Source organism: Burkholderia stagnalis, from assembly GCF_039848545.1.
Taxonomy (GTDB): Bacteria; Pseudomonadota; Gammaproteobacteria; order Burkholderiales; family Burkholderiaceae; genus Burkholderia; species Burkholderia stagnalis.
Genome location: NZ_CP156687.1, coordinates 628864 through 649864 on the forward strand (window position 1 = coordinate 628864; position 21001 = coordinate 649864).

Consider the following 21001-nt stretch of genomic DNA (forward strand, 5'->3'; position numbering starts at 1 on the left):
TCACTCCACGAACAGCAGCGCGGGGCGTTCGAGCAACGCGCGCACCGCCTGGATGAATTCGGCCGCGTCCATGCCGTCGACGACGCGATGATCGAACGACGACGACAGGTTCATCAGCTTGCGCGCGACGACTGCGCCGTCGCGGAACATCGGGCGCTCGACGATGCGGTTCACGCCGACGATGCCGACCTCCGGATGATTGATGACCGGCGTCGACACGATGCCGCCGAGCGGGCCGAGGCTCGAAATCGTGATCGTCGAACCGGTGAGTTCGTCGCGCTGCGCGCGGTTGGCGCGCACCGCGTCGGCCAGCCGAGCGATTTCAGCCGAGATCGACCACACGTCGCGCGCTTCCGCGTGACGCAGCACGGGCACCGTGAGGCCGGCGTCGGTCTGCGTCGCGACGCCCATGTGCACCGCGCCGGAACGCGTCACGACGCCGGCTTCGTCGTCGAAGCGTGCGTTGATCTGCGGAAAGTCGCGCAACGCGATCACCATCGCGCGGATCAGCAGCGGCAACAGCGTGAGCCGGCCGCGCGCGTCGCCGTAGCGGCGGTTCAGTTCCGCGCGCAGCGCTTCGAGCTCGGTCACGTCGATTTCCTCGACGTAGCTGAAGTGCGGAATGCGCCGCTTCGCTTCCTGCATCTTGCGCGCGATCGCGCGGCGCAGGCCGATCACCGGGACTTCGGTCTCGTCGGTCCGTTCGTCGTAGCCGCGTGCAGTTTGCGCGCTCGCCCGGCCGCCGGTGCGCGCGTACGCATCGAGGTCCGAATGCAGGATCCGCCCGGCGTCGCCCGTGCCGCGCACGTAGCGCAGCTCGATGCCCATGTCCCACGCGCGCTGGCGCACCGCCGGCGACGCGAGCGGCCGTTCGCCCGGCGCCAGCGCCGCGCGCGGCGGCGCGGCGTGCGCTTCGCGGCGCGGCTCGGCGGGCGCGCGGCTCGCCGGGGGCTCCGCATCCGAGGACGAAACCGCAGGCGCTGCTGCAGCCGGCGCCGCGACAGCGACTTCAGTGGCCACGGCGGCCTCCCGCACGTCGGCGCCCGGCTTCAGGTTGCCATCACCCTCGACCTCGAGACGAATCAGCTCGCTGCCGACCGCCATCATCTCGCCGAGCTTGCCGCCGAGCGCAAGCACCTTGCCCGTCACGGGCGATGGAATCTCGACCGCCGCCTTGTCGGTCATCACGTCGGCGAGCGGCTGGTCCTCCTTGATCGTCTGCCCGATTTCCACATGCCAGGCCACCAGCTCGACCTCGGCGATCCCTTCGCCGATATCCGGCATCTTGATGACGTGAATACCCATGTCAAGCCTCCATCACGCGTCGCAACGCTTCGCCGACCCGGCCCGGGCCGGGAAAATACGCCCATTCCTGTGCATGCGGATACGGCGTATCCCAGCCCGTCGTGCGCTCCACGGGTGCCTCGAGGTGATAGAAGCAGTGCTCCTGCACGAGCGACACCAGTTCCGCGCCATACCCGCAGGTGCGCGTCGCCTCGTGCACCACGACGCAGCGCCCGGTCTTGCGCACCGACGCGACGACCGTCTCCAGATCGAGCGGCCACAGCGTGCGCAGGTCGATCACCTCGGCATCGATGCCCGTCTCCTCGGCGGCGGCCAGCGACACGTGGACCGTCGTGCCGTACGTCAGCACCGTCACGTCGCTGCCGGCGCGCACGACGGCGGCCGAGTCGAGCGGCACCGTGTAGTAGCCCTCGGGCACCGCGCTCGCCGGATGCTTCAGCCACGACGTGACGGGCCGTTCGTGATGGCCGTCGAACGGCCCGTTGTAGAGCCGCTTCGGCTCGAGAAAGATCACCGGGTCGTCGTTCTCGATCGCCGCGATCAGCAGCCCCTTCGCGTCGTAAGGGTTCGACGGCATCACGGTGCGCAGCCCGCACACCTGCGTGAACATCGCCTCGGGGCTCTGGCTGTGGGTCTGGCCGCCGTAGATGCCGCCGCCGCACGGCATGCGGATCGTCATCGGCGCGGTGAACTGGCCGGCGGAACGGTAGCGCAGCCGGGCGCCTTCCGACACGATCTGGTCGGAGGCCGGGTAGAAATAGTCCGCGAACTGGATCTCGCACACGGGCCGCAACCCGTACGCGCCCATCCCGACCGCCGCGCCGACGATCCCGCTTTCCGAGATCGGCGCGTCGAACACGCGCGACTTGCCGTACTTCGTCTGCAACCCCTCGGTGCAGCGGAACACGCCGCCGAAATAGCCGACGTCCTGGCCGAACACCACCACGTCGCCGTCGCGCCCGAGCATCACGTCCATCGCGGAGCGCAGCGCCTGGATCATCGTCATCGGCTGCGTGGCCGTCGTCGTTGCTTCTCGTTGCGCCATGCTCACGCTCCCAGTTCCTGGCGCTGACGACGCAGATGCGCGGGCAGCTCCTTGTACACGTCGTCGAACATCGACGCCGGCGACGGAATCCGCTCGTCGGCCAGCGTCCCGAATTTCTCCGCCTCCTTCTGCGCGGCGATCACCTCGGCCTCGAGCTCGGCGGTGAGCGCGTCGTGCGCGCTGTCCGACCAGATGCCCCTGGCGATCAGGTGGCGCTTGAAGCGGGCGATCGGATCGCCGAGCGGGAAGTGGGTCCAGTCGTCGCTCGGCCGGTATTTCGACGGATCGTCCGACGTCGAGTGCGCACCGGCGCGGTACGTCACCCATTCGATCAGCGTCGGGCCGAGGTTGCGGCGCGCCCGTTCGGCCGCCCAGCTCGACGCCGCGTAGATCGCGAGGAAATCGTTGCCGTCGACGCGCAGCGAGGCGATCCCGCAGCCGACGCCGCGCCCCGCGAACGTCGTCCCCTCGCCGCCCGCGATCGCCTGGAACGTCGAGATCGCCCACTGGTTGTTGACGACGTTCAGCACGACGGGCGCGCGATACACGTGCGCGAAGGTGAGCGCGGTATGAAAGTCGGCTTCCGCGGTCGCGCCGTCGCCGATCCAGGCCGACGCGATCTTCGTGTCGCCCTTGATCGCCGACGCCATCGCCCAGCCGACCGCCTGGATGAACTGCGTCGCGAGATTGCCGGAGATCGAGAAGAAGCCCGCGTCGCGATCCGAATACATCACCGGGAGCTGGCGCCCTTTCAGCGGGTCGCCCTCGTTCGACATCAACTGGCAGATCATCCGTTCGAGCGGCACGTCGCGCGCGATCAGGATGCTCTGCTGCCGGTAGGTCGGGAAGCACATGTCGCCGTGCCGTAGCGCCATCGCATGCGCGGCGCCGATGGCCTCTTCGCCGAGGCTCAGCATGTAGAACGAGATTTTTTTCTGGCGCTGCGCGATCAGCATGCGCGCATCGAAGATGCGGGTCTTCAGCATCGCCCGCATCCCGGCGATCAGCCGCGCGTCGTCGAGATCCGGCGCCCACGGGCCGACGGCTTCGCCGTGGTCGTCGAGTACGCGCACGAGGCTGCGGGCGAGATCGGCAGTGTCCGCCGCGGCGACATCGATCGGCGGGCGGCGTACCGCGCCGGCCGGCGATAGATGCAGATAGGAAAAGTCGGTCTGGCAGCCCGGGCGGCCTGTCGGCTCCGGCACATGCAGACGCAATGGCTCTGACAGGCTCATCGTGTCGTCTCCACGCTCGATTTTGTCTCACGCTGATAGGGGCACGCGCGTGCCGGATGCCGGCGCGCGCATGGCGTGGCGCGCGGATAAGCGCGCCAACCTCGGGAATCTATGCAATGCCGATCTGGCCGTCGATGCCCAACCCGCTCGATCGTGGTGAGCAGATTTGCCATGCCGGGTGCGCTTGGGGCGCACGGCCATGCGCGCTCGCCGCGCGCCGCCCTGGCGGCGCTTCGTCGTCGATCGCAACGTGGAGACCGGAATGTCGCCGCCGGGTGTGGCGCCAGCCGACCGTTCCGGAAAGTTTTACCGCTTCTGTAATCGAGGTGAAGAAGAAGAACCGCGCGCGCTGCGCGCGGCCGCCCGAGCCCGCGTTCAGAACATCTGACGCAGGCCGATCGCCGCGCCGACGTTGTTGGTCCGGCCGATCTGGTCGACCCTGCCCGTGGCGGGGTTGGTCGCGCCCGGATAGTCGGCGGCGAACGCGCCGTTGCCGCGCGCGACATCCACCGTGCCGTACACCTCGGTGTGCTTCGACAGCGCATACTCGGCCAGCACGGTCGCGGAATAGTTGATGCCGGCGCCGAGCGAGCCGTCGAGCCGCTCCGCGTTGCGCGCATGGCCGTAATAGCCGGCCACCGTGATCAGCAGCGGCGCGCTGGCCTGCCAGTTGGCGCCGACATAGAACGTATCGTCGATGCGGTTCGGGCTGCCGGCGCGCAACGCCGGCGCGCCGGCTTGCTGCATGTTGAAGTCCGTCGTGCCGGTCTTGTCCTGGCCGTGCAGCCAGCCGGCCAGCAGCCGCACGGCCGGGGTGATCCGATACGCGCCGCTCACGTGCAGGAAGTTCACCTTCGCACCGTTGACCGAACTGCCGTTCAACGACGATACCGAAGTTTGCTGGAAGCCCGCGTTGATCGACGCCGGCCCGTGCGCATAGGTCAGCTCCACGCCGTACGTGCTGTCGAGGCCCATTGCGCCGGCATGGTTGCCGAAGCCGTAGATCGCGTCGACGCTGAAGCCGTTGGACGAGAACTGGTACTTGACCGAGTTCGGCACGGTCAGGAAGCTGCCGATGCCGTTGTACATCCAGCTGTCCTGCCAGTAGTCGCCGACGGTCATCGGGTCGAAGGTGTCGCCCATCGTGTCGTACAGCGGCGCGTACTGGTTGCCGAAGGTCAGCGTGCCGTAGCGGTTGCTCGACAGCCCGACATACGCCTGCCGGCTGAACAGCGTGTTGGCCACGTGAAGCTTCCCGTCGCCGAGTTCGAAGCCGTTCTCGAGGCGGAAGATCGCCGACAGGCCGCCGCCGAGGTCTTCGCTGCCGCGCAGGCCCCACCGGCTGTGCGTTTCCGGGCCGACCGTCATGCCGATCAGATCCCGGCCGTCCGGGCCGGCGTTCGTTTGATAGCGAATGGCCGTGTCGACGAGGCCATACAAGGTGACGGAACTCTGCGCAAGCGCGGACGACGCTGCAACGGCGAACACCGCGCCAATACCACTGGAAATGACGACGCTTCTCATGAACAGGCCTCCCCGATCGGTTGATTTTGTAAGCAGTCCGATAGCTTGTCGGCTTGGGAATCGGAACTGCGATCGGGAGAATAATCGGCCGTTTTCGCCGCACATATTGCCGGCCGTGGAGGGGTCCTTTCCAATCCGGACAACAGTGCAACAATGGCGCCCGGCCGGGGCCGGGCGAGTCAGACAGGAGGCACGAGCCGCCTAACGCCCGATCGGCAATCCGGTCGGCTCGATCCAGCCCAGCCAGTACGAAATGAGGAGCGCCAGGAACAGCGTGATCGATATCCCGACCCGCGCCGCGAGCGACCACGCCATGCGCTTCGTCGTCCCCCGGTCGCGATTCATGAAATACAGCGCGGAAATCAAGCTGCCGATAATCAGAACGAATGCGACAGCAACCAGTAAGGTCTTCATTTTCAGTGCCCTGCGAGATCGGAATCGGCTTGAATCAGTGCGGCCAGCTTGCGCCGCTCGGCAGCGACGTCGCTCAGGCCCGTCGCCGGCCAGTCCAGTGCGACGCCGTTGGCCAGCGAGTCGCGCACGAGCGTCTGGTACTGCCAGTCGGTGATCCGGCCGTGCGCCATCGCATCCACGATCTCGCGCCGGAACGGCGCAGGAAAGCTCCGGTACGCATGCGACAGCGCCGCATACTGTCGTGCATCGATTTCCTGCGAGGACGGCACGGCCGCCCAGATCACGACCGCCACGATGGCCGTGAACGGGATGGCGGTATAGCGAAGTATGAATTTGATCGGAGTCATGAAGCGGAAGCGTAAGTCATTGCGAACAAGGGTTGAATCGAGGTTGAGAGGCCTGGGCCATGAACGGCAGTCGCCGTCCGGCTCAGCGAGACCGGCACGCGGCGAGGATGCCGCGCAGCAGGTCGATGGGGGGCGGCGGACACCCGGGGATCGTCACGTCGACCGGCAGGATCGACGAAACCGGCCCGCACACCGCATAACCGTCGGCAAACATGCCGCCCGTGCACGCGCACTCCCCTGCGGCCACCACCCGTTTCGGGCCGGGTGTCGCGTCGTACGCGGCGAGCATCGCCGCGCGCATGTTGAGCGTCACCGGCCCGGTCACGAGCAGCAGGTCGGCGTGCCGCGGGCTGGCGACGAACTTGATGCCGAGCCCTTCGATGTTGTAGTACGGGTTGTTCAGCGCGTGGATCTCCAGCTCGCACCCGTTGCATGACCCCGCGTCGATCTGCCGGATGCACAGCGCACGCCCGAGCAGATCGAGCAGGTCCTGGCGAATCTGCTGCGCCTCGTGCCGCCACGCGTCTTCCGCCGCCGGCGCAGGTTCGTCGGGAAAGTCGGTGCGCGCGAATTGCCGGATGAGCTGCCACATCAGAGATCGTGCCCCGCGTAGTTCAGGTTGAACGATTTGTTGATCAACGGGAAATCCGGAACGATATTGCCGATGATCGCGTGCTCGAGCGCCGGCCAGTTCTGCCACGACGGATCGTGGCAATGGCAGCGTGCGACGACGTCGCCCGGTGCCACGTCGAGCGCGACGAACACGTCCCCGCGCCAGCCTTCCACCCACCCGGCCCCTCGGGAAGGCGCCGCGGCAGGCGGCACGGCGACGGCAACCGGGCCGTCCGGAAGTTCGGCCAGCAGCGCACGGATCAGCTGCAGGGATGCATCGATTTCGGCAAAGCGCACGGCGACGCGCGCGGCAACGTCCCCACGCGCGTCGCTGGCCGCCTTGACGGCGATGTCGTCATAGGGCGCCGGCCGCACGTTCGCGCGCACGTCGAAGGCCCGGCCGCTGGCACGGGCAGCCATGCCGCGCACGCCGAAATGCTCGACCACGGCGGCGGTCAGCCGCCCCGTGCCGAGGAATCGATCCTGCAGCCCGGACTGGTCTTCGTAGATGGTCCGCATGACGTGGACTTCACGCTCGACATGCGCGCATTGTTCCGCGACGACAGCCGCCTCCCCGGCGCGAACGTCGACCGCCACGCCGCCCGGCACGATCCGGTCCATCAGATATCGATGCCCGAACAGGCGCGCGTTCACCCGTATCCAGTCCTCCTTGAGTCGCGAGAACTGCGCGAGGCCGAACCCGAACCCGGCATCGTTGCCGAGCGCGCCGAGGTCGCCGAGATGGTTGGCGACGCGCTCGCGTTCCAGCAGGAGCGCCCGCAAATAGAGCGCCCGCTTCGGCAGCGCCGCGCCGCACGCCTGCTCGAGCGCCATGCAATAGGCCCACGCGAACGCGACGGTCGAATCGCCCGAGATCCGGGCGGCGACCCGATGGCCGCCCGACGCGGGGGTACGCTCGAACAGCCGCTCGACGCCGCGGTGGGCGTAGCCGAGACGCGCTTCAAGGCGCAGCACCTTCTCGCCGACGACCGAGAACCGGAAATGCCCGGGCTCGATGATGCCGGCGTGGATCGGCCCGACCGCGATCTCGTGCACGCCGTCGCCCGCCACCTGCACGAACGGGTAGTCCGCCTCGCTCGACTCGAACGCTTCGACGCCCGTCGCCTGCTTCTGCAGCGGAAAATAATCGCCAGGCCAGTTTCCATGATTGAGCCACGGCCGGGTATCCTCGGCGCCCCGGGCCCGCAGGCCGGTCAGGTCGAAGATCGCCCGCTGCATGCGCATCGCGCACGGATACAGGCCGGCGAGATCGGGAAAATCGCCCGCGGGTTGCGGCGTGCATCCCGTCGCGAGGCGCACCCAAAGGATGCCGTCGTCGCATTCGTACGCGGCGTTCACCGAAAACGCGCGCTCGACGGCTTCGCCGGCCCACATCGCGACGAGGCGGCCTTGCCCGGCGTGCACCGTCCGCGCGATCGCGAGCCACCCCGCCTCGTCGGCGTCCGCCACGCCCACCGAAATCTGGCCCGCACTGCGCGTCAGGCGGGTCGCGGCGAACGGCATCGAATCGAGTCGCATGCGTCACCCCGCCAGCATCGTTGCGGCCTGGCGATACCACATCGCCAGGTACGGCGGGACATAGAGCCCGAGCACCAGCCCCAGCCCGAGATGCACGAATACCGGCAGGAGTGCGGGGCGATGCTCGAGCGGTCGCGCGGTCGTCGTTGCGCCGAACACCATGCGCTGCACGCGCGCGAAGATCGCCGCGAATGCGACGGCGAGGCCGAGCAGCAGCAAGGGCGCCGCCCACGGGATCGTGTTCATTGCGGTCGTCAGGATCAGGAATTCGCTCGCGAACACGCCGAACGGCGGCAGGCCGAGAATCGCGAGCGCGCCGAGCATCATGCCCCAGCCGACCGTCGGGCTGACCTGCAGCAGCCCGCGAATGCCGTCGATCGTCTGCGTGCCCGCCTTCTGCGCCGCGTGGCCGACCGCGAAGAAAATCGCCGACTTGACGAGGGAATGGACGGTCATGTGCAGCAGCCCGGCGAACGTCGCGACCGGCCCGCCGAGGCCGAACGCGAACGTCATCAGCCCCATGTGCTCGATCGACGAATACGAGAACAGCCGCTTGACGTCCTTCTGCCGGAACAGCGAGAACGATGCCACCAGCACCGACACGAGCCCGAACCCGACCAGCAACCGGCCCGGCAGGCCGTTGCCGAGCGAGCCGTCGGCGAGCACCTTGCAGCGCAGCACCGCGTACAGCGCGACGTTCAGCAGCAGTCCGGACAACACCGCCGAGATCGGCGTCGGGCCTTCGGCATGCGCGTCCGGCAACCAGCTGTGCATCGGCACGAGCCCGACCTTCGTGCCGTAGCCGACGAGCAGGAACACGAACGCGATCGACACGATGGCAGGGTCGAGCTGCGTCTTGATCGCGGCGAGGCTCGTCCACAGCAGCGCATCGCCGTCGGTCAGCCGCCGGCTCGCGGCGAGGTACAGCAGAATCGTGCCGAACAGCGCCTGCGCGATGCCGACCCCGCACAGGATGAAGTACTTCCACGCCGCCTCGAGGCTCGCGGCGGTCCGATAGACGCTGACGAGCAGCACGGTCGCAAGCGTGGCGGCCTCCATCGCGACCCACAGCACGCCCAGATTGTTGGTCAGAAGCGCAACGAGCATCGCGAACATGAAAAGCTGGTACATGCCGTGATAAAGCCGCATCCGCGCCGCCGTCATCCGGCCGCGGGCTTCCTCGACCTGCATGTACGGCCGCGAGAACAGCGACGTCGTCCAGCCGACGAACGCCGTCAGCGCGACCAGGTAGACGTTGAGCGGATCGACGAAGAACGCCCTGCCGAACGCGAACGACGGCCCCTGTTCGACGGTGCGGGCGGCGAGCACGAGCGTCGCCGCGAATGTCAGGAAGCTGAAGCCGACGTTCAGGTTGCGCGCGACGTGGCCCGGCCACGCGAGCGCGAGACATGCAGCGGCCGCGAGCGGAATGCCGAGCACGGCGAGCACGACGTGGGCGTCATTCATCGTTGAGCTTCTCGAGGTGATGGATGTCCAGGCTGTCGAACTGCTCGCGAATCTGGAACATGAACACGCCCAGGATCAGGATCCCGACCAGCACGTCGAGACCGATGCCGAGCTCGACGATCATCGGCATGCCGTTGGTCGCGGCCGTGGCGGCGAAGAACAGCCCGTTCTCCATCGACAGGAAGCCGATCACCTGCGGAATCGCCTTGGCGCGCGTGATCATCGTCATGAACGACAGCAGTACGCACGCGAGCGCGATCCCGAGCGTACCGCGCGCAACCGACGTCGCGAGCTGGCTGATCGGCGACGCGACGTTGAACGCGATGATCACGAGCACGATGCCGATCAGCAGCGTCGTCGGGATGTTGATGAGCGGCTCGACGTCGGCCCGCACGTCGAGCCTGCGCACAAGCCGATAGAGGATCCATGGAATCGCGCCGGCCTTCAGCACCAGCGTCAGTCCGGCCGACACGTACAGGTTCGGGTCCCCCGTCACGAAACCGAGGATCAGGTTGGCCAGGACGAGCGCGACACCCTGCAGCGTATAGAGGTGGATCAGCGACAGGATCCGACGCTGGCTCAGCATCGCGAACGACACCATCAGCAGCACCGCCGCGAGGAAATTGATCAGTTGCGTCGCGTAGCCGTGCATTCATGCCCCCAGCAGCAAGTGGACGAGCATGCCGATCACCGCGAGCAGGAACGCCGTCGCGAGGAATTCCGGCACCCGGAAGATCCGCATCTTCGCGTTGGCGGTCTCGACCACGGCAAGCGCGGCGCCGCCCGCCATCAGCTTGACGAAGAGCGCCGGCACCGCGAACACCAGCGCCAGCGGATCACCGGCCGCCGCAATCCCCCACGGCATGAAGAGTGCGAGGCCGATGCACGAGTACGCGAACAGCTTCAGGCTGGCCGCCCATTCCATCAGCGCGAGGTGCCGCCCCGAGTATTCGAGGATCAGCGCCTCGTGGATCATCGTCAGCTCGAGGTGGGTGGCCGGATTGTCGACGGGCAGCCGCGCGTTCTCGGCGAGCGACACCAGCGTGAACGCGATGCCCGCGAACGCGAGGCTCGGATAGATCGCCAGCTCGCCCCGCCCCAGCGTCGCGACGATGCGCGTGAGCAGGGTCGACTGCGTGATCAGCGAGGCCGACAGCAGCACCATCAGCAACGCCGGCTCCGCGAGGAAACCGATCAACATTTCGCGGCGGGCGCCGAGCGTGCCGAACGCCGTGCCGACGTCCATCGCCGCGAGCGACAGCGCGACGCGCGCGAGCGCGAACAGGCCGACGAGCGCGATCGCGTCCGCGGCGGGCGACAGCGGCAATTCGGTCGACAGGGTCGGTACGATCGCGCAGGCGAGCGTCATCGCCGCCCACACCACGTACGGTGCGCCACGAAACACCGGGCTTGCGCCATGGGCGACGACCGACTCCTTGTTGAACAGCTTGTGGAGCATCCGGTACGGCTGCCAGATGCTGGGGGCGCGCCGGTTCTGCAGCCAGGCGCGGCACTGGTTGACCCAGCCCGTGAGCAGCGGCGCGGCGGCCAGCGCCACCACGATCTCGAGGGTTTGCGACATCACGCCGGAGACGGTCACCATCGTCTCACCAGTATCAGGAGCAGGATCAGCACGGCGAAGCTGTAGGTCAGGTACACGGCGATCCTGCCGGTCTGCAGACGGCCCGTCCATTCCGCGATGCGCTGCGTCAGCGCGGCGACGCGTTCGTAGAGCGCGGGCCACGTGCGATCGGTGACCGAGACCCGGTAGGCCGGCCGCGCATCGAACGGCGAAGGCAGTTGCCGCTCGATGCGCAGGAGCGGTGCGAAGATTTCACGGATCGGCTGCCCGAACCCTTCCGCCGTGTCCTGCATGCGCGCGTTCGCGAACGGGAAACCGCAGTTCCACGGTGCGGCGCGCCGCAGCCGTCCGTGGTAGAAGCGTCGCACCAGCACCCAGGCGAGACCGCAGCAGGCGATGAAAAACAGCATGAACACGGCGGGCATGTAACTGGCCCGCGCGGGGGCGACGGGCACGAACAGCAGCCAGCCATGGTTGTCCGCGCCGATGCCGGCCCCGACCAGCGCGCGCGTGACGCGATCCAGCACCTTGACGAACTGCGCGGGCATCAGCCCGAGCAGCACGCCGGCCGCCGCGAACCAGCAGAACGCGAACCGTTCCCACGCATTCGCGTCGCGTGCGCGGCTCAGCCTCGCCTCTCTCGGCTGTCCGAGGAACACGATGCCGAAGAACTTGACCATCGTATAGCCGGCGAGCGCCGCCGTCATCGCGACCAGCGCGGCCGCGATCGGCACCGTCATCGCGAGCACCGAATCCGGCAAGCCGGGCGTGAACAGGAAGCTCTGCAGCAGCAGCCATTCCCCGACGAAGCCGCTCAGCGGCGGCAAGCCGGCGCTGGCCGCGACGCCCGCCAGTACGGCCCACGCGGTCCACGGCATGAAGCGGATCAGGCCGCCGAGCCTGCCGAGATTGCGCTCCCCGGTGGCATGCAGCACGGCGCCCGTACCGAGGAACAGCAAACTCTTGAATGCCGCATGCGCGCTGACCTGATAGAGCATCGCGGTCAGCGCGAGCGCGGACAATCCCGTCATCCCGTACGCGCGAAACAGCACCGCGAGCCCGAGCGCGACCATCATCAGGCCGATGTTGTCGATCGACGAATACGCGAGCAGGCGCTTCATGTCGACCTGGATCGTGCTGAACACGACGCCGAGGAGCGCGGTGCCGATGCCGAGCACGAGCAGCAGCACGCCCCACCATGCGACCTGCACGTGCAGCAGGTCGAACACGACGCGCAGCAGGCCGTACAGGCCCACTTTCAGCACGACGCCGCTGAGCAGCGCCGACACGGGGGACGGCGCGGCCGGATGGGCGTCCGGCAGCCACACGTGCAGCGGGAACACACCCGCCTTGGCGCCGAATCCGGCCAGCGCGAACAGGAACGCGAGCGATGCCCCGAACGCGCCCGGTGACTGCGCGCGCATGTTGGCGAAGGTGTAGTCGCCGGTACGCGCCTGCAGCATGCCGAAGCACAGGAGCAGCGCGAGCGCGCCGACGTGGGAGATCAGGAAATACAGGTAGCCGGCGCGGCGGATCTCGGCGATCCGGTGGTTGGTCATCACGAGAAACGTCGCGGACAACGTCAGCGTTTCCCAGGCGACCATGAACACGTACGCGTCGTCGGCAATCAGCACGAGCAGGATGCTCGCGATGCAGACGTGGTATTCGAAGCAGATGAGCCCTGGCGCGGCCCCTTCGCCCTTGCGGAAATAGCCGGCGGAAAAGGCGCCGATCCCCGCGCTGACGACGCCCAGCACGAACAGGAAATAGCCGGACAGCCCGTCGACGCGCAGGTGGAACGGCAGCCCGGGCAGCCCGATCGGCAGCACCGCGGCGCCCGGTTCGGCGAACACGCCCGCGAGCCCCGCCGCACTCAGCAGCAGCCCGCCCAGCGCGCCGAGCGGAAACAGCCCGTGCGCCACGAGCCGCGTGCGATGCAGGGCCCCGAGACCGAGCGTGCCGATCGCCAGCCACGCGGCCGCGACCAGCAGGACGAAATGGACGACCGGCACGGGTGCCATCCGGAATGTCTCCAGTACGCTCGGATTGGACGAGGAGCACGGAACGAGCCCGGGTATCCCGGGCTCGTTCCGTGCGTATTATGACACCGAAAGGCCAATCCGGATAACAGATCATGATAATTGCATTATCATGTGAGCTACATGTTCGCGGATAGCGGGCGGCCCGGCGGACCGGTCGCCCGCATGCGGTGCGCGAAGCGCCCAACCGCAACGCCCTTGCCGGTGGTCCGCGCGATCGAGTGAAGCTCCTATGCCTGCGCAGTACTTTCGAAGCCTGACGGGAAAACACCGCAGCGCGAGCGCGAACCGCCAGCTCGGCTTTTCCCTTGCCTGCGTCGCCGGCGCCACCAATGCCGGCGGCTTCCTCGCGGTCAAGCAATACACGTCCCACATGAGCGGCATCGTGTCGGCGATCGCGGACCAGACCGCGCTCGGGGACATCCGGCTCGTGCTGGCCGGCGTCGGTTCGCTGGCATCGTTTCTCGTCGGCGCGGCGTGCTCGGCGGTGCTCGTCAACTGGGGGCGCCGCCGGCGCCTGCAAAGCCAGTACGTGCTGCCGCTGCTGGTCGAGGCCGCGCTGCTGCTCCTGTTCGGCCTGCTCGGCAGCCACCTCGCGCTATGGGAAGCGTTCTTCGTGCCGGTGACCGTGATCCTGCTGTGCTTCATCATGGGGCTGCAGAACGCGATGATCACGAAGCTGTCGGGCGCGGAGATCCGGACCACGCACATGACCGGCATCGTGACGGACCTCGGCATCGAACTGGGCAAGCTGTTTTACTGGAATCGATCGAAGGTCACCGCCGACGCCCATGCGGTCATCGCCAACCGCGCGAAGCTGCGGATCCATGGCACGATGCTCGCGTCGTTCTTCGTGGGCGGCCTGATCGGCGCCGTCGGTTTCAAGCATGCGGGCTACGTGTCGACCGTGCCGCTCGCCGGCGCACTCGTCACGCTCGCGATCGTGCCCGTCGTCGACGATATGCTGTCCTGGCGCTATCGGCGCGACCGCACGCGCAGCCCCGGCACGCAGTGATACGGCCCCTTCCCGCCGTGCCGTCGACGGCGGATGCATTATAATTCGATTAACATATTTGCCGACCCGCGCTCGCAATGGAAACGAAAACCGCACGCCTGACCGTCCTGATCGATCCCGCCAAGAAGGAAGCATTCGAAATGCTCTGCTCCGAGCAGGATCTGACGCCGTCACAAGTCGTCCGGCAATTGATCCGCGAGTATCTCGAGCGTCACGGCGTGACCTACAAGACCCAGAGCCCGCTCGGCAAGCGGGTCAGACGAAGCGCCGAGTAACACCACGGGCCGGTCACACGCCGATCGCCCAGTGCGCACTCCCTTTCTCATGCCAGACCAGCCGATCCGGATCGAGGCGCTCGCCTGCCTTCAGGCGCCGGGCCGTCGCTGACAGCTCGAGTTCGCCTGCCACGGCCAACGACCGCGCGCGTTCGAGCAGGACTCGCGTGGATGGCAGGCGGTGGCCGCCCTTCCACGCGAACGCGACGAAGTTGCTGTCGTCACTGCACCGGACGAGCGCGTGGCACGCACCGAACACGGAGCCCAGCCGCTCGAGATGCAGCGGCAGCGCCGGATCGTCGTCGGTGAAGTTGATCACGAGCACACCCGTCTCGCTCAAGCGCTCGCGACAGGCGTCGAAGAACGCGAGGTCCGCGCAACGGCTCGCGATCCCGTCCGTGACGAACGCGTCCAGCAGGATCACATCCGTGCGGACGTCCTCGTTCGTCACGTAGTCCGCGCCATCGGCGCACACCACCCTGAACCGCGCGTCGTCCGCAGGAATCCTGAACACGTCGCGCAGCGCGATCACCTCGGGGCTGATTTCGACCGCGTCGATCGCGGCCCCGGGCAGGTGACGATAGCAATACTTCGCCAGCGATCCCCCGCCCAGCCCGATCATGCAGATGTGCGCGGGGGCCGGCTGCAGCAGCAGGAATCCCATCATCGTGCGCGTATAGCCCAGCGCGAGCTTCTCCGGATCGCCGCGCGACATGAAGCTCTGCGTGGCGAAATGATCGAAGTGCAGCGACACCGCGTCCCGCGTCTCCAGCACATAGGGTCGCCCGTCACGCATCGGCGTCGACAGGAATTCGACGAACGCGTCGTAGGAGGTTCGTTCCTCGGCCATGCTTGGGGTGCCCGACCAGACGGTCAGACCTTCTTCAGGAAACAGGCCTTGAGCATGAAGCTGCCGGCGTCCGTCTTGCAGTCGATTTCGTGATCGCCGCCGACGATCCGGATGCTCTTCACCTTGGTGCCCATCTTCAGCGTGATCGACGAGCCCTTGACGCGCAGATCCTTGATCAGCACCACCGAATCCCCGTCCGACAGCACGTTGCCGTTCGCATCCTTGACGACGCTCCCGGCGGGTTCATCGCCCGCGTCGGCGCCGGCGCTCGCCGACCATTCGTGACCGCAGTCCGCGCACACGAACAACGCGCCGTCCGGATACGTGTTTTCCATCGAGCATTGGGGACATGAAGGGGCAGCGTGCATGGCGGCTTCCATTGAAACGGTTTGGGATCGGTCAGTAAAAACCGGCGAGCAACCCGCCTCGCCGGCATCGGCCGTCGTGCCGTCGACGCATCGACCGGCACCTGACGGCACACACGACATTATAATGCTATACACATAAACTTATCCGTACATTATAATCCACGGCTTACCGCCTTTCGTCGGACTTGCGGTCGGTTTCGCGGAGGATGTCGACATGTTCGAGCTGGATGGAGCGTTGCTGTTGCCCGATCGGCGCCCCGTCGCGCTGCGGGACGTCGCGGGAAGCCGGGGGCTCGTCGTCGTAGGCGTCGGGCGTGGCGGCGAGCGCGGATTCCAGATGGTTCACCGCTTCCATGACGTGGGAGAACGGCTCGCGGCGGCAGGGATTCATCTGGCCTTCGTCTATCCGAGGGATTCGGCCCGGCATGTCATGGATCCGATCTCGGTGGCCAGCGCGCGGTTCCGGCGCCATCCGTGCCTGCTGCTCGACGCCGACGGCCGGTGTTTCCGGCAAGGCGTGCCGCCTCGATCGCTGCGCGCGGTGTGCCTGGGCAGCGCGCTGGACAGGCTCGCCGGCATCGACATCGATGTGTGCGACGCAGCGTGGGAAAGCGCATTTCTGGCGTTTCTGACGGGCCGCCAGATCGACCTGTCGCACTGAACCCAACGATCCATCCAGAGGCTTCGCAAAGAACGTGGCAACCGTCGTGCACCTTCAAATCGGCCCGAGCTGGAACCGGCATGGCGCGTACGCCGCCCAGGATGCGCTCGTCGGCATGGCACGCCGCTTCGACAGCGACATCCTGCTGATTGCGAACGGGCGCCACGGCAATGCGAAGGACGGCGTGGCGATCGCATCGCTGCAGGTGCGCGGCGGCACGTCCGCTCAAGTGATGGCGACCGGCCCCGATGAAGACGCCGCGCTTCGCGCGCTCCTGCCCTTGCTGCAGGGCGAGTAGCCGGCCTGGCCATTCGATCCCGTACCACCCCGCGCCCCTGGCAAGGGCTTATTTTCTCGATTCCGGAGACGCGATGAGCGACCACGAAACGTCAAACGCCCCCACCATTTCCTCATCCGCGATCTGGGCGCTGGAACGCCTTGCGGAAGTCCGCTACGGACGCGGGACACCCGCGCTCGGCTGGTCCATCACACGGGAACTCATCAGCGCGGGCCTGGTTGATTCGCCCATGAACGGCCGTTCGGGCATTTCGATCACGACGGCCGGCCGGGCCTTCCTGAAGAACCGCAAGTAGCCCCCGCGCCGAACGCATCGGCACTCAAGGCTCGATCACGCGCGGCGTCACGAGAAACAGCCGCTCGCTGTGCCCGTCCTGCTTGTCCGTCGAGCGGAACAGCGCGCCGAGCAGCGGCAGCTTCGACAGCACCGGCACGCCCGATTGCGTGTTCGAGCGCGCATCCACCTTGTAGCCCGCGATCAGCAGCGCCTGCCCCTGCTCGATGAATGCCTGCGTGTTGATTTCGGTCGACACGATCACCGGAATGCTGTCGACCGTCTGGTTCGACAACTCGCCGTCGACGATCCGCACGTCGAGCTTGATCTGCGTGCGCCCGCCCTCCTCGACGACCATCGGCAGCACGCGCAGCGACACGCCCGTCGAGATGCTGTACAGGTCGGCCGACGTGTAGCCCGCGACGCGCACGAAGAACTGCTTCTTGTTGTCCATCACCGCCTCGACGTTGTCGAGCGTCGTGACCTTCGGGCTGGCGTCGGTGCGCGCCTGGTTCGACGATTCGAGCGCGTTGATCCGCGTGAGCAGATAGCGGCCCGCGTCGCCGAGCACGGCCGTCAGCGACAAGCCGAGCGGGCTCGCCGGCACGCTCACCGAGTCGTTGCCGGACAGCGAGATCGAGCCGAACGTCGGGTTCAGCGAGCCGTTCGCATACGCATTCTGCGACGTGCGCCCCGTGCCCGTCTGCACGTCGAAATGGCTGTTGTGCGCGCGCCAGTCGACGCCCAGCTGCTTGAGCGCGCCTTCGTCGATCTGGATGATGCGCGCCTCGATCTCGATCAGGCGCGGCTTCACGTCGAGCAGCGCGATGAGGTCCGGGTATTGGGCCATGTGTTCGGGCACGTCGCGCACGAGGATCGAGTTCGTGCGCGGATCGGCCTGGATCACCGGCAGGTCGGACGCGTCGGCCGCGCCCACCGGCACGCCGCTCGCGCCGCCGGTCGCATCGGGCAAGCGCGCCGCGCCGGTATTCGCGAGCGCGGCGGCGACCATGCCACTCGGCCGCGGGTCGCCACCCTGGCCGCCGGACGGCAGGCCCGCGCCGTCGCCCGGCTGCGCGCCCTGCATGTACGGCGGCAGCGGCGGCAAGGCCGGCACGCCGCTGCGCCCGCCGCCGATGTCCGTCATCGGCGCGGCGCGGCTGATCGGCTTGCCGACCGTGGTCTGCGACGTGCGCTTGCCGTCGCCCGGGTGATACATCCGGTTCAGCAGCGACGCGACGCCGGGCATCGACACCGTCGTGCCGTCGACATTCACGTCGCGATCGGCGGCCCACGCGTGCTTCAGCGAGAACACGCGGATCGCCGTGCCGCCCGTGCGCGCGGAATTCTCGTCGAGCCGCGCGGCGACGCTCGTCACGAGCTCGACGTAGCGCGGCGGCCCCGCGACGAGCGCGGTGCGCTGCTTCTCGTTGTAGGTGACGGGATAGCGCGGATCGGCCACCTTCATCTGCTCGAGCAGGTCGCGCAGGTCGCCCGTGCTCGCGTGATCGAGCTTGACGAGCGTGCTCTTCATGTCGCTCGCGGGCGTCACGTTCAGCACGGTGCCGTCGTAGTACCAGACGAAGCCGAACGACGCGGCGAGCGTGTCGAGGAAGCGCTGCGGCGACATCTTCATCTTGCCGCTGACGGCGCCGCTCACGCCGGGCGCGACGTTCGCCGCGATGTTCTGGCTCGCGCAGAGGTCGCGCAGCACGTCCTTCACGTCCTTGCCCTCCGCCGCGTACTGGACTTCGGTGCTGCGCCAGCGGATCGGCGCGGCGTCGACGGAAAGGCTCGCGAGCGAGCACAGCAGGGACAGCAATACGGGGATCTTGGCCTTCATGGGGGCGTCCGGTGGGGGCGCGCGGCGGCCGGTCGGACCGGCGCGCGCCGCGAATGGGAGACCCGTGCAGTTAACCGCAGCCGCGCGCGGCGAACGCGGCGCGCGGCGAAGGCGCGTTCAATAGAACGAATTGATGGTCCAGCCGGTGGCGAGGGGGGTCTGGAGGAAGGTCTTCTTGCTGTTGCAGTAGTTCGACGTCCACGGCGTCGCGTTGCGGTCGTAGGTCGCCCAGTTGCTGGACAGCACGACCTTGTAGCCCCGCCGCGGCTCGGCGGCCTGGTTCAGCGTGACGTTGATCGTCGCCGCATCGTCGATGAGCTTCGGCGATTGCGCGTCGCCGTGCGCGATCACCTTGTTGCTCTGAATATCGACGATGTCGACGACGAGCCGCATCTGTCCTTCCCAGCCCTTCGAATTGCAGACCGCGTAGCTCATGTGCATGTACGCGCTCACCGAAATGAGCCCGTTGTTGTCGAGCGTGACGGGGCGTTCGATCCGGTACGTGTAGGTGCCGTCCTCCGCGTAGCTGATGAACGAGCCGTTCGGATAGCCGCCGGTATAGGTGTACGAGCATTGCGAGAAATCGGTCGCGCCCGGCGTCGCCATCAGGATCTGGCAGTCCATGTCCGTGCTGCCGATCTTGATCCCGGACTGCGGCAGCCATTTGCCGTCCTGGCAGGACAGCACTTGTCCGTCCTTGCCCATCGATATGAGGCCGGCGTCTGGACGACTCTTGTCGGCCGCGCACGGTGTATTGACGACGACGCGCCCGGTGATCTCGTACTGGTTCGCGGAGACGACGCCGGGTACGATCAGGTTGTCGTTCTGGTCGACCGCGAGGGCCTGCCAGGCGGCGCCTGTCCATGCATACGCGCGGAACTTGTCGAGCGTGAGGCGCACGTCGCCGACATGGTTCAATTCGTCGTTGGGCAGCTTGTTAGTCGTCTCGACAGGATCTTTCCAGTGACCGCCCGTGCTGCGCCAAACACCGTTCTGGCAGCTCAGCAGATTGCCGAACGTGTCCGCGCCGAGCTTGCCGTTCGTGAAGTTGCCGGCCGTTCCGCAGTTCGCTTCGTCGAGGTTGCCCTCCGCGAATTTCTGCGTCAGCCAGATCGGCACTTGCATCGCGTTCGCCTCCGGATGGCCGGTAACGCCGACGCGGTACAGGTAATCGCTGTTGATCTGCTGGCCCGGACCGTTGAAGAAGATTTCGTTGGCGAGGTGTCCCGCGTTCGGCGGCGCGGCGTCGGCCGGATCGCACTTCGGCGAACTGCCGCCGAGGAACGCGCCGAGCGGCATCCGCCATGCGTCGAATGCGCCGCGCGCCTCGTTCGGAAACGTCTTGCTGATCGAGCCGCCGCCCGGCCCCGCGCTCGCGGCGACGAGGCCGAGTTCCTTGTCGCCGATCGGCTCGCCGCCCGTCGTCACGACGAGCGCGTCGAGCCCGACGCTGCCCGCGCTCCGCTTGATGAGCACGCACGTGTGCTGGCCGTACGCGTTCGTCGAGCGGAGTGCGGCGGGCAGATCGTTCGTCGTCTGCAAATCGGTCAGCTTCATCACGATGGGCGTCAGCTTATTCGCGCGCTGCCACCAGGCATCGTAATCGCGCTTCAACGCGCGCGTGGCCGCCGCCGTCACCTGCGACTGGTATTGCGCGGCCTGCTGTGCGCGCACGTCGTCGAGCGACGTGTCGACCAACATCGCGATGCCGGCGAGCATCACTGCGGCGATTGCCAGCGCGCCGAGCACCTCGATCAGCGAGAAGCCGCGCGCGCGGCGGCGGGAAGACGTGAAACGCATCAGTATGCTTGCCCCATCCAGACCGGCAGGCCGTTCGCGATCGTCAGCCCGGCAGGCAACGGCACGCCGTCCGCCGGCGCGTTCGGATTCGCGTGGCCGGGGCGCACGACCGCGTTTCGGTATGCGACGCCCGCGAACAGCGAACCGTCGGCAAGCGTCGCGATCTCGCCCGTGATATTGACGGACGGTGCCGCCGACGCATACGCGACAACGGTGCCGTCCCTGACGAAGTTGCGCCATAGCGGGTTCGCGCCCGGGTACCACGCGGGAAGCGGAAGCTTCGTGTCAGGCACCGCGCCACGCGTGCCGGGATGCGTGCGCGCGTAGTCGAGCGTCGCCTGCCGGTAGATCGCGAGGTTCTCGGCGAGCGCTTGCGCGGTGCGCTCCGGCTGCAGCGCGGGAATGGTGGACGGGCTTTGCAGCGTCGCGTAGACGGCCGCCAGCGAAGCGAGGATCAGCGTGATCGCGAATGCGTACATGGCAACGGGAGCGCTATCGAGACAGTCCGG

The 21001-nt window shown here is 67.5% G+C and carries 22 protein-coding genes; 5 read left to right on the forward strand and 17 right to left on the reverse strand.

Translation table 11 applies throughout. The features are described from left to right. The 12 genes from ABFO07_RS33520 to hyfB form a co-directional block, all read right to left on the reverse strand. Positions 1 to 1305, reverse strand: a complete 1305-nt coding sequence (locus tag ABFO07_RS33520; protein WP_059923671.1) for a dihydrolipoamide acetyltransferase family protein — start codon at positions 1303 to 1305, stop codon at positions 1 to 3. Position 1306: 1 nt separating this feature from the next. Next, positions 1307 to 2350 (reverse strand): alpha-ketoacid dehydrogenase subunit beta, encoded by a 1044-nt coding sequence (locus tag ABFO07_RS33525; RefSeq protein ID WP_059557792.1) that lies wholly within the window; start codon positions 2348 to 2350, stop codon positions 1307 to 1309. Between the two features lie 2 nt (positions 2351 to 2352). Next, entirely contained in the window at positions 2353 to 3585 is a 1233-nt protein-coding gene (locus ABFO07_RS33530) for a 3-methyl-2-oxobutanoate dehydrogenase (2-methylpropanoyl-transferring) subunit alpha (RefSeq protein WP_059557794.1), read from the reverse strand. Positions 3586 to 3960: 375 nt separating this feature from the next. Next, positions 3961 to 5109 carry a porin gene (locus ABFO07_RS33535; RefSeq protein WP_059557796.1) on the reverse strand — a complete coding sequence of 383 codons (1149 nt, stop codon included), beginning with the start codon at positions 5107 to 5109 and terminating at the stop codon, positions 3961 to 3963. Positions 5110 to 5310: 201 nt separating this feature from the next. Then, entirely contained in the window at positions 5311 to 5523 is a 213-nt protein-coding gene (locus tag ABFO07_RS33540; protein ID WP_059557799.1) for a twin transmembrane helix small protein, read from the reverse strand. Between the two features lie 2 nt (positions 5524 to 5525). Then, positions 5526 to 5870 carry a hypothetical protein gene (locus ABFO07_RS33545; RefSeq protein WP_059558203.1) on the reverse strand — a complete coding sequence of 115 codons (345 nt, stop codon included), beginning with the start codon at positions 5868 to 5870 and terminating at the stop codon, positions 5526 to 5528. Positions 5871 to 5952: 82 nt separating this feature from the next. After that, positions 5953 to 6462, reverse strand: coding sequence for an NADH-quinone oxidoreductase subunit B family protein (locus ABFO07_RS33550; RefSeq protein ID WP_059810065.1), 510 nt, complete (start codon positions 6460 to 6462; stop codon positions 5953 to 5955). Further along, positions 6462 to 8021 (reverse strand): NADH-quinone oxidoreductase subunit C, encoded by a 1560-nt coding sequence (locus ABFO07_RS33555; RefSeq protein WP_060027766.1) that lies wholly within the window; start codon positions 8019 to 8021, stop codon positions 6462 to 6464. Before ABFO07_RS33555 ends, ABFO07_RS33550 begins: the two co-directional genes overlap by 1 nt. Before the next feature lie 3 nt (positions 8022 to 8024). Beyond that, on the reverse strand, positions 8025 to 9488 hold the full coding sequence (locus ABFO07_RS33560) for a hydrogenase 4 subunit F (RefSeq protein WP_059881493.1): 1464 nt from the start codon (positions 9486 to 9488) through the stop codon (positions 8025 to 8027). Then, positions 9481 to 10140, reverse strand: coding sequence for a hypothetical protein (locus ABFO07_RS33565; RefSeq protein WP_059810059.1), 660 nt, complete (start codon positions 10138 to 10140; stop codon positions 9481 to 9483). The genes ABFO07_RS33560 and ABFO07_RS33565 overlap by 8 nt, the downstream gene beginning before the upstream one ends. After that, a complete protein-coding gene (locus ABFO07_RS33570; protein ID WP_059810057.1) occupies positions 10141 to 11091 on the reverse strand; it encodes a respiratory chain complex I subunit 1 family protein in 951 nt (316 codons plus the stop codon). Further along, the gene (gene hyfB, locus ABFO07_RS33575) at positions 11085 to 13091 is read right to left on the reverse strand and encodes a hydrogenase 4 subunit B (protein WP_059810055.1); all 2007 of its coding nucleotides are present in this window, start codon (positions 13089 to 13091) and stop codon (positions 11085 to 11087) included. Before hyfB ends, ABFO07_RS33570 begins: the two co-directional genes overlap by 7 nt. A 250-nt stretch (positions 13092 to 13341) precedes the next feature. Here hyfB and ABFO07_RS33580 point away from each other — a divergent pair, with 250 nt between their 5' ends. Both ABFO07_RS33580 and ABFO07_RS33585 read left to right on the forward strand, forming a co-directional pair. Next, positions 13342 to 14124, forward strand: coding sequence for a YoaK family protein (locus ABFO07_RS33580; protein ID WP_059810053.1), 783 nt, complete (start codon positions 13342 to 13344; stop codon positions 14122 to 14124). Positions 14125 to 14201: 77 nt separating this feature from the next. Further along, positions 14202 to 14399, forward strand: coding sequence for a CopG family transcriptional regulator (locus ABFO07_RS33585; protein ID WP_017335154.1), 198 nt, complete (start codon positions 14202 to 14204; stop codon positions 14397 to 14399). 13 nt (positions 14400 to 14412) lie between these two features. On the opposite strand, the gene ABFO07_RS33590 is transcribed toward ABFO07_RS33585, so the two are convergent. Together ABFO07_RS33590 and ABFO07_RS33595 are read right to left on the reverse strand one after the other, a co-directional pair. Beyond that, positions 14413 to 15249 (reverse strand): spermidine synthase, encoded by an 837-nt coding sequence (locus ABFO07_RS33590; protein ID WP_059557804.1) that lies wholly within the window; start codon positions 15247 to 15249, stop codon positions 14413 to 14415. Positions 15250 to 15272: 23 nt separating this feature from the next. After that, complete coding sequence (locus ABFO07_RS33595) at positions 15273 to 15617, reverse strand: zinc ribbon domain-containing protein YjdM (RefSeq protein ID WP_059810179.1); 345 nt, start codon at positions 15615 to 15617, stop codon at positions 15273 to 15275. A gap of 214 nt (positions 15618 to 15831) precedes the next feature. Here ABFO07_RS33595 and ABFO07_RS33600 point away from each other — a divergent pair, with 214 nt between their 5' ends. The 3 genes from ABFO07_RS33600 to ABFO07_RS33610 all read left to right on the forward strand — a co-directional run bounded on the left by ABFO07_RS33600 (position 15832) and on the right by ABFO07_RS33610 (position 16871). Beyond that, on the forward strand, positions 15832 to 16278 hold the full coding sequence (locus ABFO07_RS33600) for a hypothetical protein (RefSeq protein WP_059557806.1): 447 nt from the start codon (positions 15832 to 15834) through the stop codon (positions 16276 to 16278). A gap of 46 nt (positions 16279 to 16324) precedes the next feature. Beyond that, positions 16325 to 16576: an HPr family phosphocarrier protein gene (locus ABFO07_RS33605; protein WP_230942031.1), complete on the forward strand. Its 252-nt coding sequence runs from the start codon at positions 16325 to 16327 to the stop codon at positions 16574 to 16576. 73 nt (positions 16577 to 16649) lie between these two features. Beyond that, the gene (locus ABFO07_RS33610; RefSeq protein WP_059810047.1) at positions 16650 to 16871 is read left to right on the forward strand and encodes a hypothetical protein; all 222 of its coding nucleotides are present in this window, start codon (positions 16650 to 16652) and stop codon (positions 16869 to 16871) included. 24 nt (positions 16872 to 16895) lie between these two features. On the opposite strand, the gene sctC is transcribed toward ABFO07_RS33610, so the two are convergent. From sctC to pilM, 3 genes are all read right to left on the reverse strand, one after another. Then, a complete protein-coding gene (gene sctC, locus ABFO07_RS33615; RefSeq protein WP_059881487.1) occupies positions 16896 to 18692 on the reverse strand; it encodes a type III secretion system outer membrane ring subunit SctC in 1797 nt (598 codons plus the stop codon). 117 nt (positions 18693 to 18809) lie between these two features. After that, positions 18810 to 20492, reverse strand: a complete 1683-nt coding sequence (locus ABFO07_RS33620; RefSeq protein WP_347469770.1) for a type II secretion system protein — start codon at positions 20490 to 20492, stop codon at positions 18810 to 18812. Further along, complete coding sequence (gene pilM, locus ABFO07_RS33625; protein ID WP_060273115.1) at positions 20492 to 20971, reverse strand: type IV pilus biogenesis protein PilM; 480 nt, start codon at positions 20969 to 20971, stop codon at positions 20492 to 20494. Before pilM ends, ABFO07_RS33620 begins: the two co-directional genes overlap by 1 nt. Positions 20972 to 21001: the final 30 nt, after the last annotated feature.

Bases quoted from the DNA above. Each gene is read 5' to 3' on its own strand.
- ABFO07_RS33520 (WP_059923671.1), bottom strand. From the start codon at position 1,305: ATGGGTATTCACGTCATCAAGATGCCGGATATCGGCGAAGGGATCGCC.
- ABFO07_RS33525 (WP_059557792.1), bottom strand. From the start codon at position 2,350: ATGGCGCAACGAGAAGCAACGACGACGGCCACGCAGCCGATGACGATG.
- ABFO07_RS33530 (WP_059557794.1), bottom strand. From the start codon at position 3,585: ATGAGCCTGTCAGAGCCATTGCGTCTGCATGTGCCGGAGCCGACAGGC.
- ABFO07_RS33535 (WP_059557796.1), bottom strand. From the start codon at position 5,109: ATGAGAAGCGTCGTCATTTCCAGTGGTATTGGCGCGGTGTTCGCCGTT.
- ABFO07_RS33540 (WP_059557799.1), bottom strand. From the start codon at position 5,523: ATGAAGACCTTACTGGTTGCTGTCGCATTCGTTCTGATTATCGGCAGC.
- ABFO07_RS33545 (WP_059558203.1), bottom strand. From the start codon at position 5,870: ATGACTCCGATCAAATTCATACTTCGCTATACCGCCATCCCGTTCACG.
- ABFO07_RS33550 (WP_059810065.1), bottom strand. From the start codon at position 6,462: ATGTGGCAGCTCATCCGGCAATTCGCGCGCACCGACTTTCCCGACGAA.
- ABFO07_RS33555 (WP_060027766.1), bottom strand. From the start codon at position 8,021: ATGCGACTCGATTCGATGCCGTTCGCCGCGACCCGCCTGACGCGCAGT.
- ABFO07_RS33560 (WP_059881493.1), bottom strand. From the start codon at position 9,488: ATGAATGACGCCCACGTCGTGCTCGCCGTGCTCGGCATTCCGCTCGCG.
- ABFO07_RS33565 (WP_059810059.1), bottom strand. From the start codon at position 10,140: ATGCACGGCTACGCGACGCAACTGATCAATTTCCTCGCGGCGGTGCTG.
- ABFO07_RS33570 (WP_059810057.1), bottom strand. From the start codon at position 11,091: ATGGTGACCGTCTCCGGCGTGATGTCGCAAACCCTCGAGATCGTGGTG.
- hyfB (WP_059810055.1), bottom strand. From the start codon at position 13,091: ATGGCACCCGTGCCGGTCGTCCATTTCGTCCTGCTGGTCGCGGCCGCG.
- ABFO07_RS33580 (WP_059810053.1), top strand. From the start codon at position 13,342: ATGCCTGCGCAGTACTTTCGAAGCCTGACGGGAAAACACCGCAGCGCG.
- ABFO07_RS33585 (WP_017335154.1), top strand. From the start codon at position 14,202: ATGGAAACGAAAACCGCACGCCTGACCGTCCTGATCGATCCCGCCAAG.
- ABFO07_RS33590 (WP_059557804.1), bottom strand. From the start codon at position 15,249: ATGGCCGAGGAACGAACCTCCTACGACGCGTTCGTCGAATTCCTGTCG.
- ABFO07_RS33595 (WP_059810179.1), bottom strand. From the start codon at position 15,617: ATGCACGCTGCCCCTTCATGTCCCCAATGCTCGATGGAAAACACGTAT.
- ABFO07_RS33600 (WP_059557806.1), top strand. From the start codon at position 15,832: ATGTTCGAGCTGGATGGAGCGTTGCTGTTGCCCGATCGGCGCCCCGTC.
- ABFO07_RS33610 (WP_059810047.1), top strand. From the start codon at position 16,650: ATGAGCGACCACGAAACGTCAAACGCCCCCACCATTTCCTCATCCGCG.
- sctC (WP_059881487.1), bottom strand. From the start codon at position 18,692: ATGAAGGCCAAGATCCCCGTATTGCTGTCCCTGCTGTGCTCGCTCGCG.
- ABFO07_RS33620 (WP_347469770.1), bottom strand. From the start codon at position 20,492: ATGCGTTTCACGTCTTCCCGCCGCCGCGCGCGCGGCTTCTCGCTGATC.
- pilM (WP_060273115.1), bottom strand. From the start codon at position 20,971: ATGTACGCATTCGCGATCACGCTGATCCTCGCTTCGCTGGCGGCCGTC.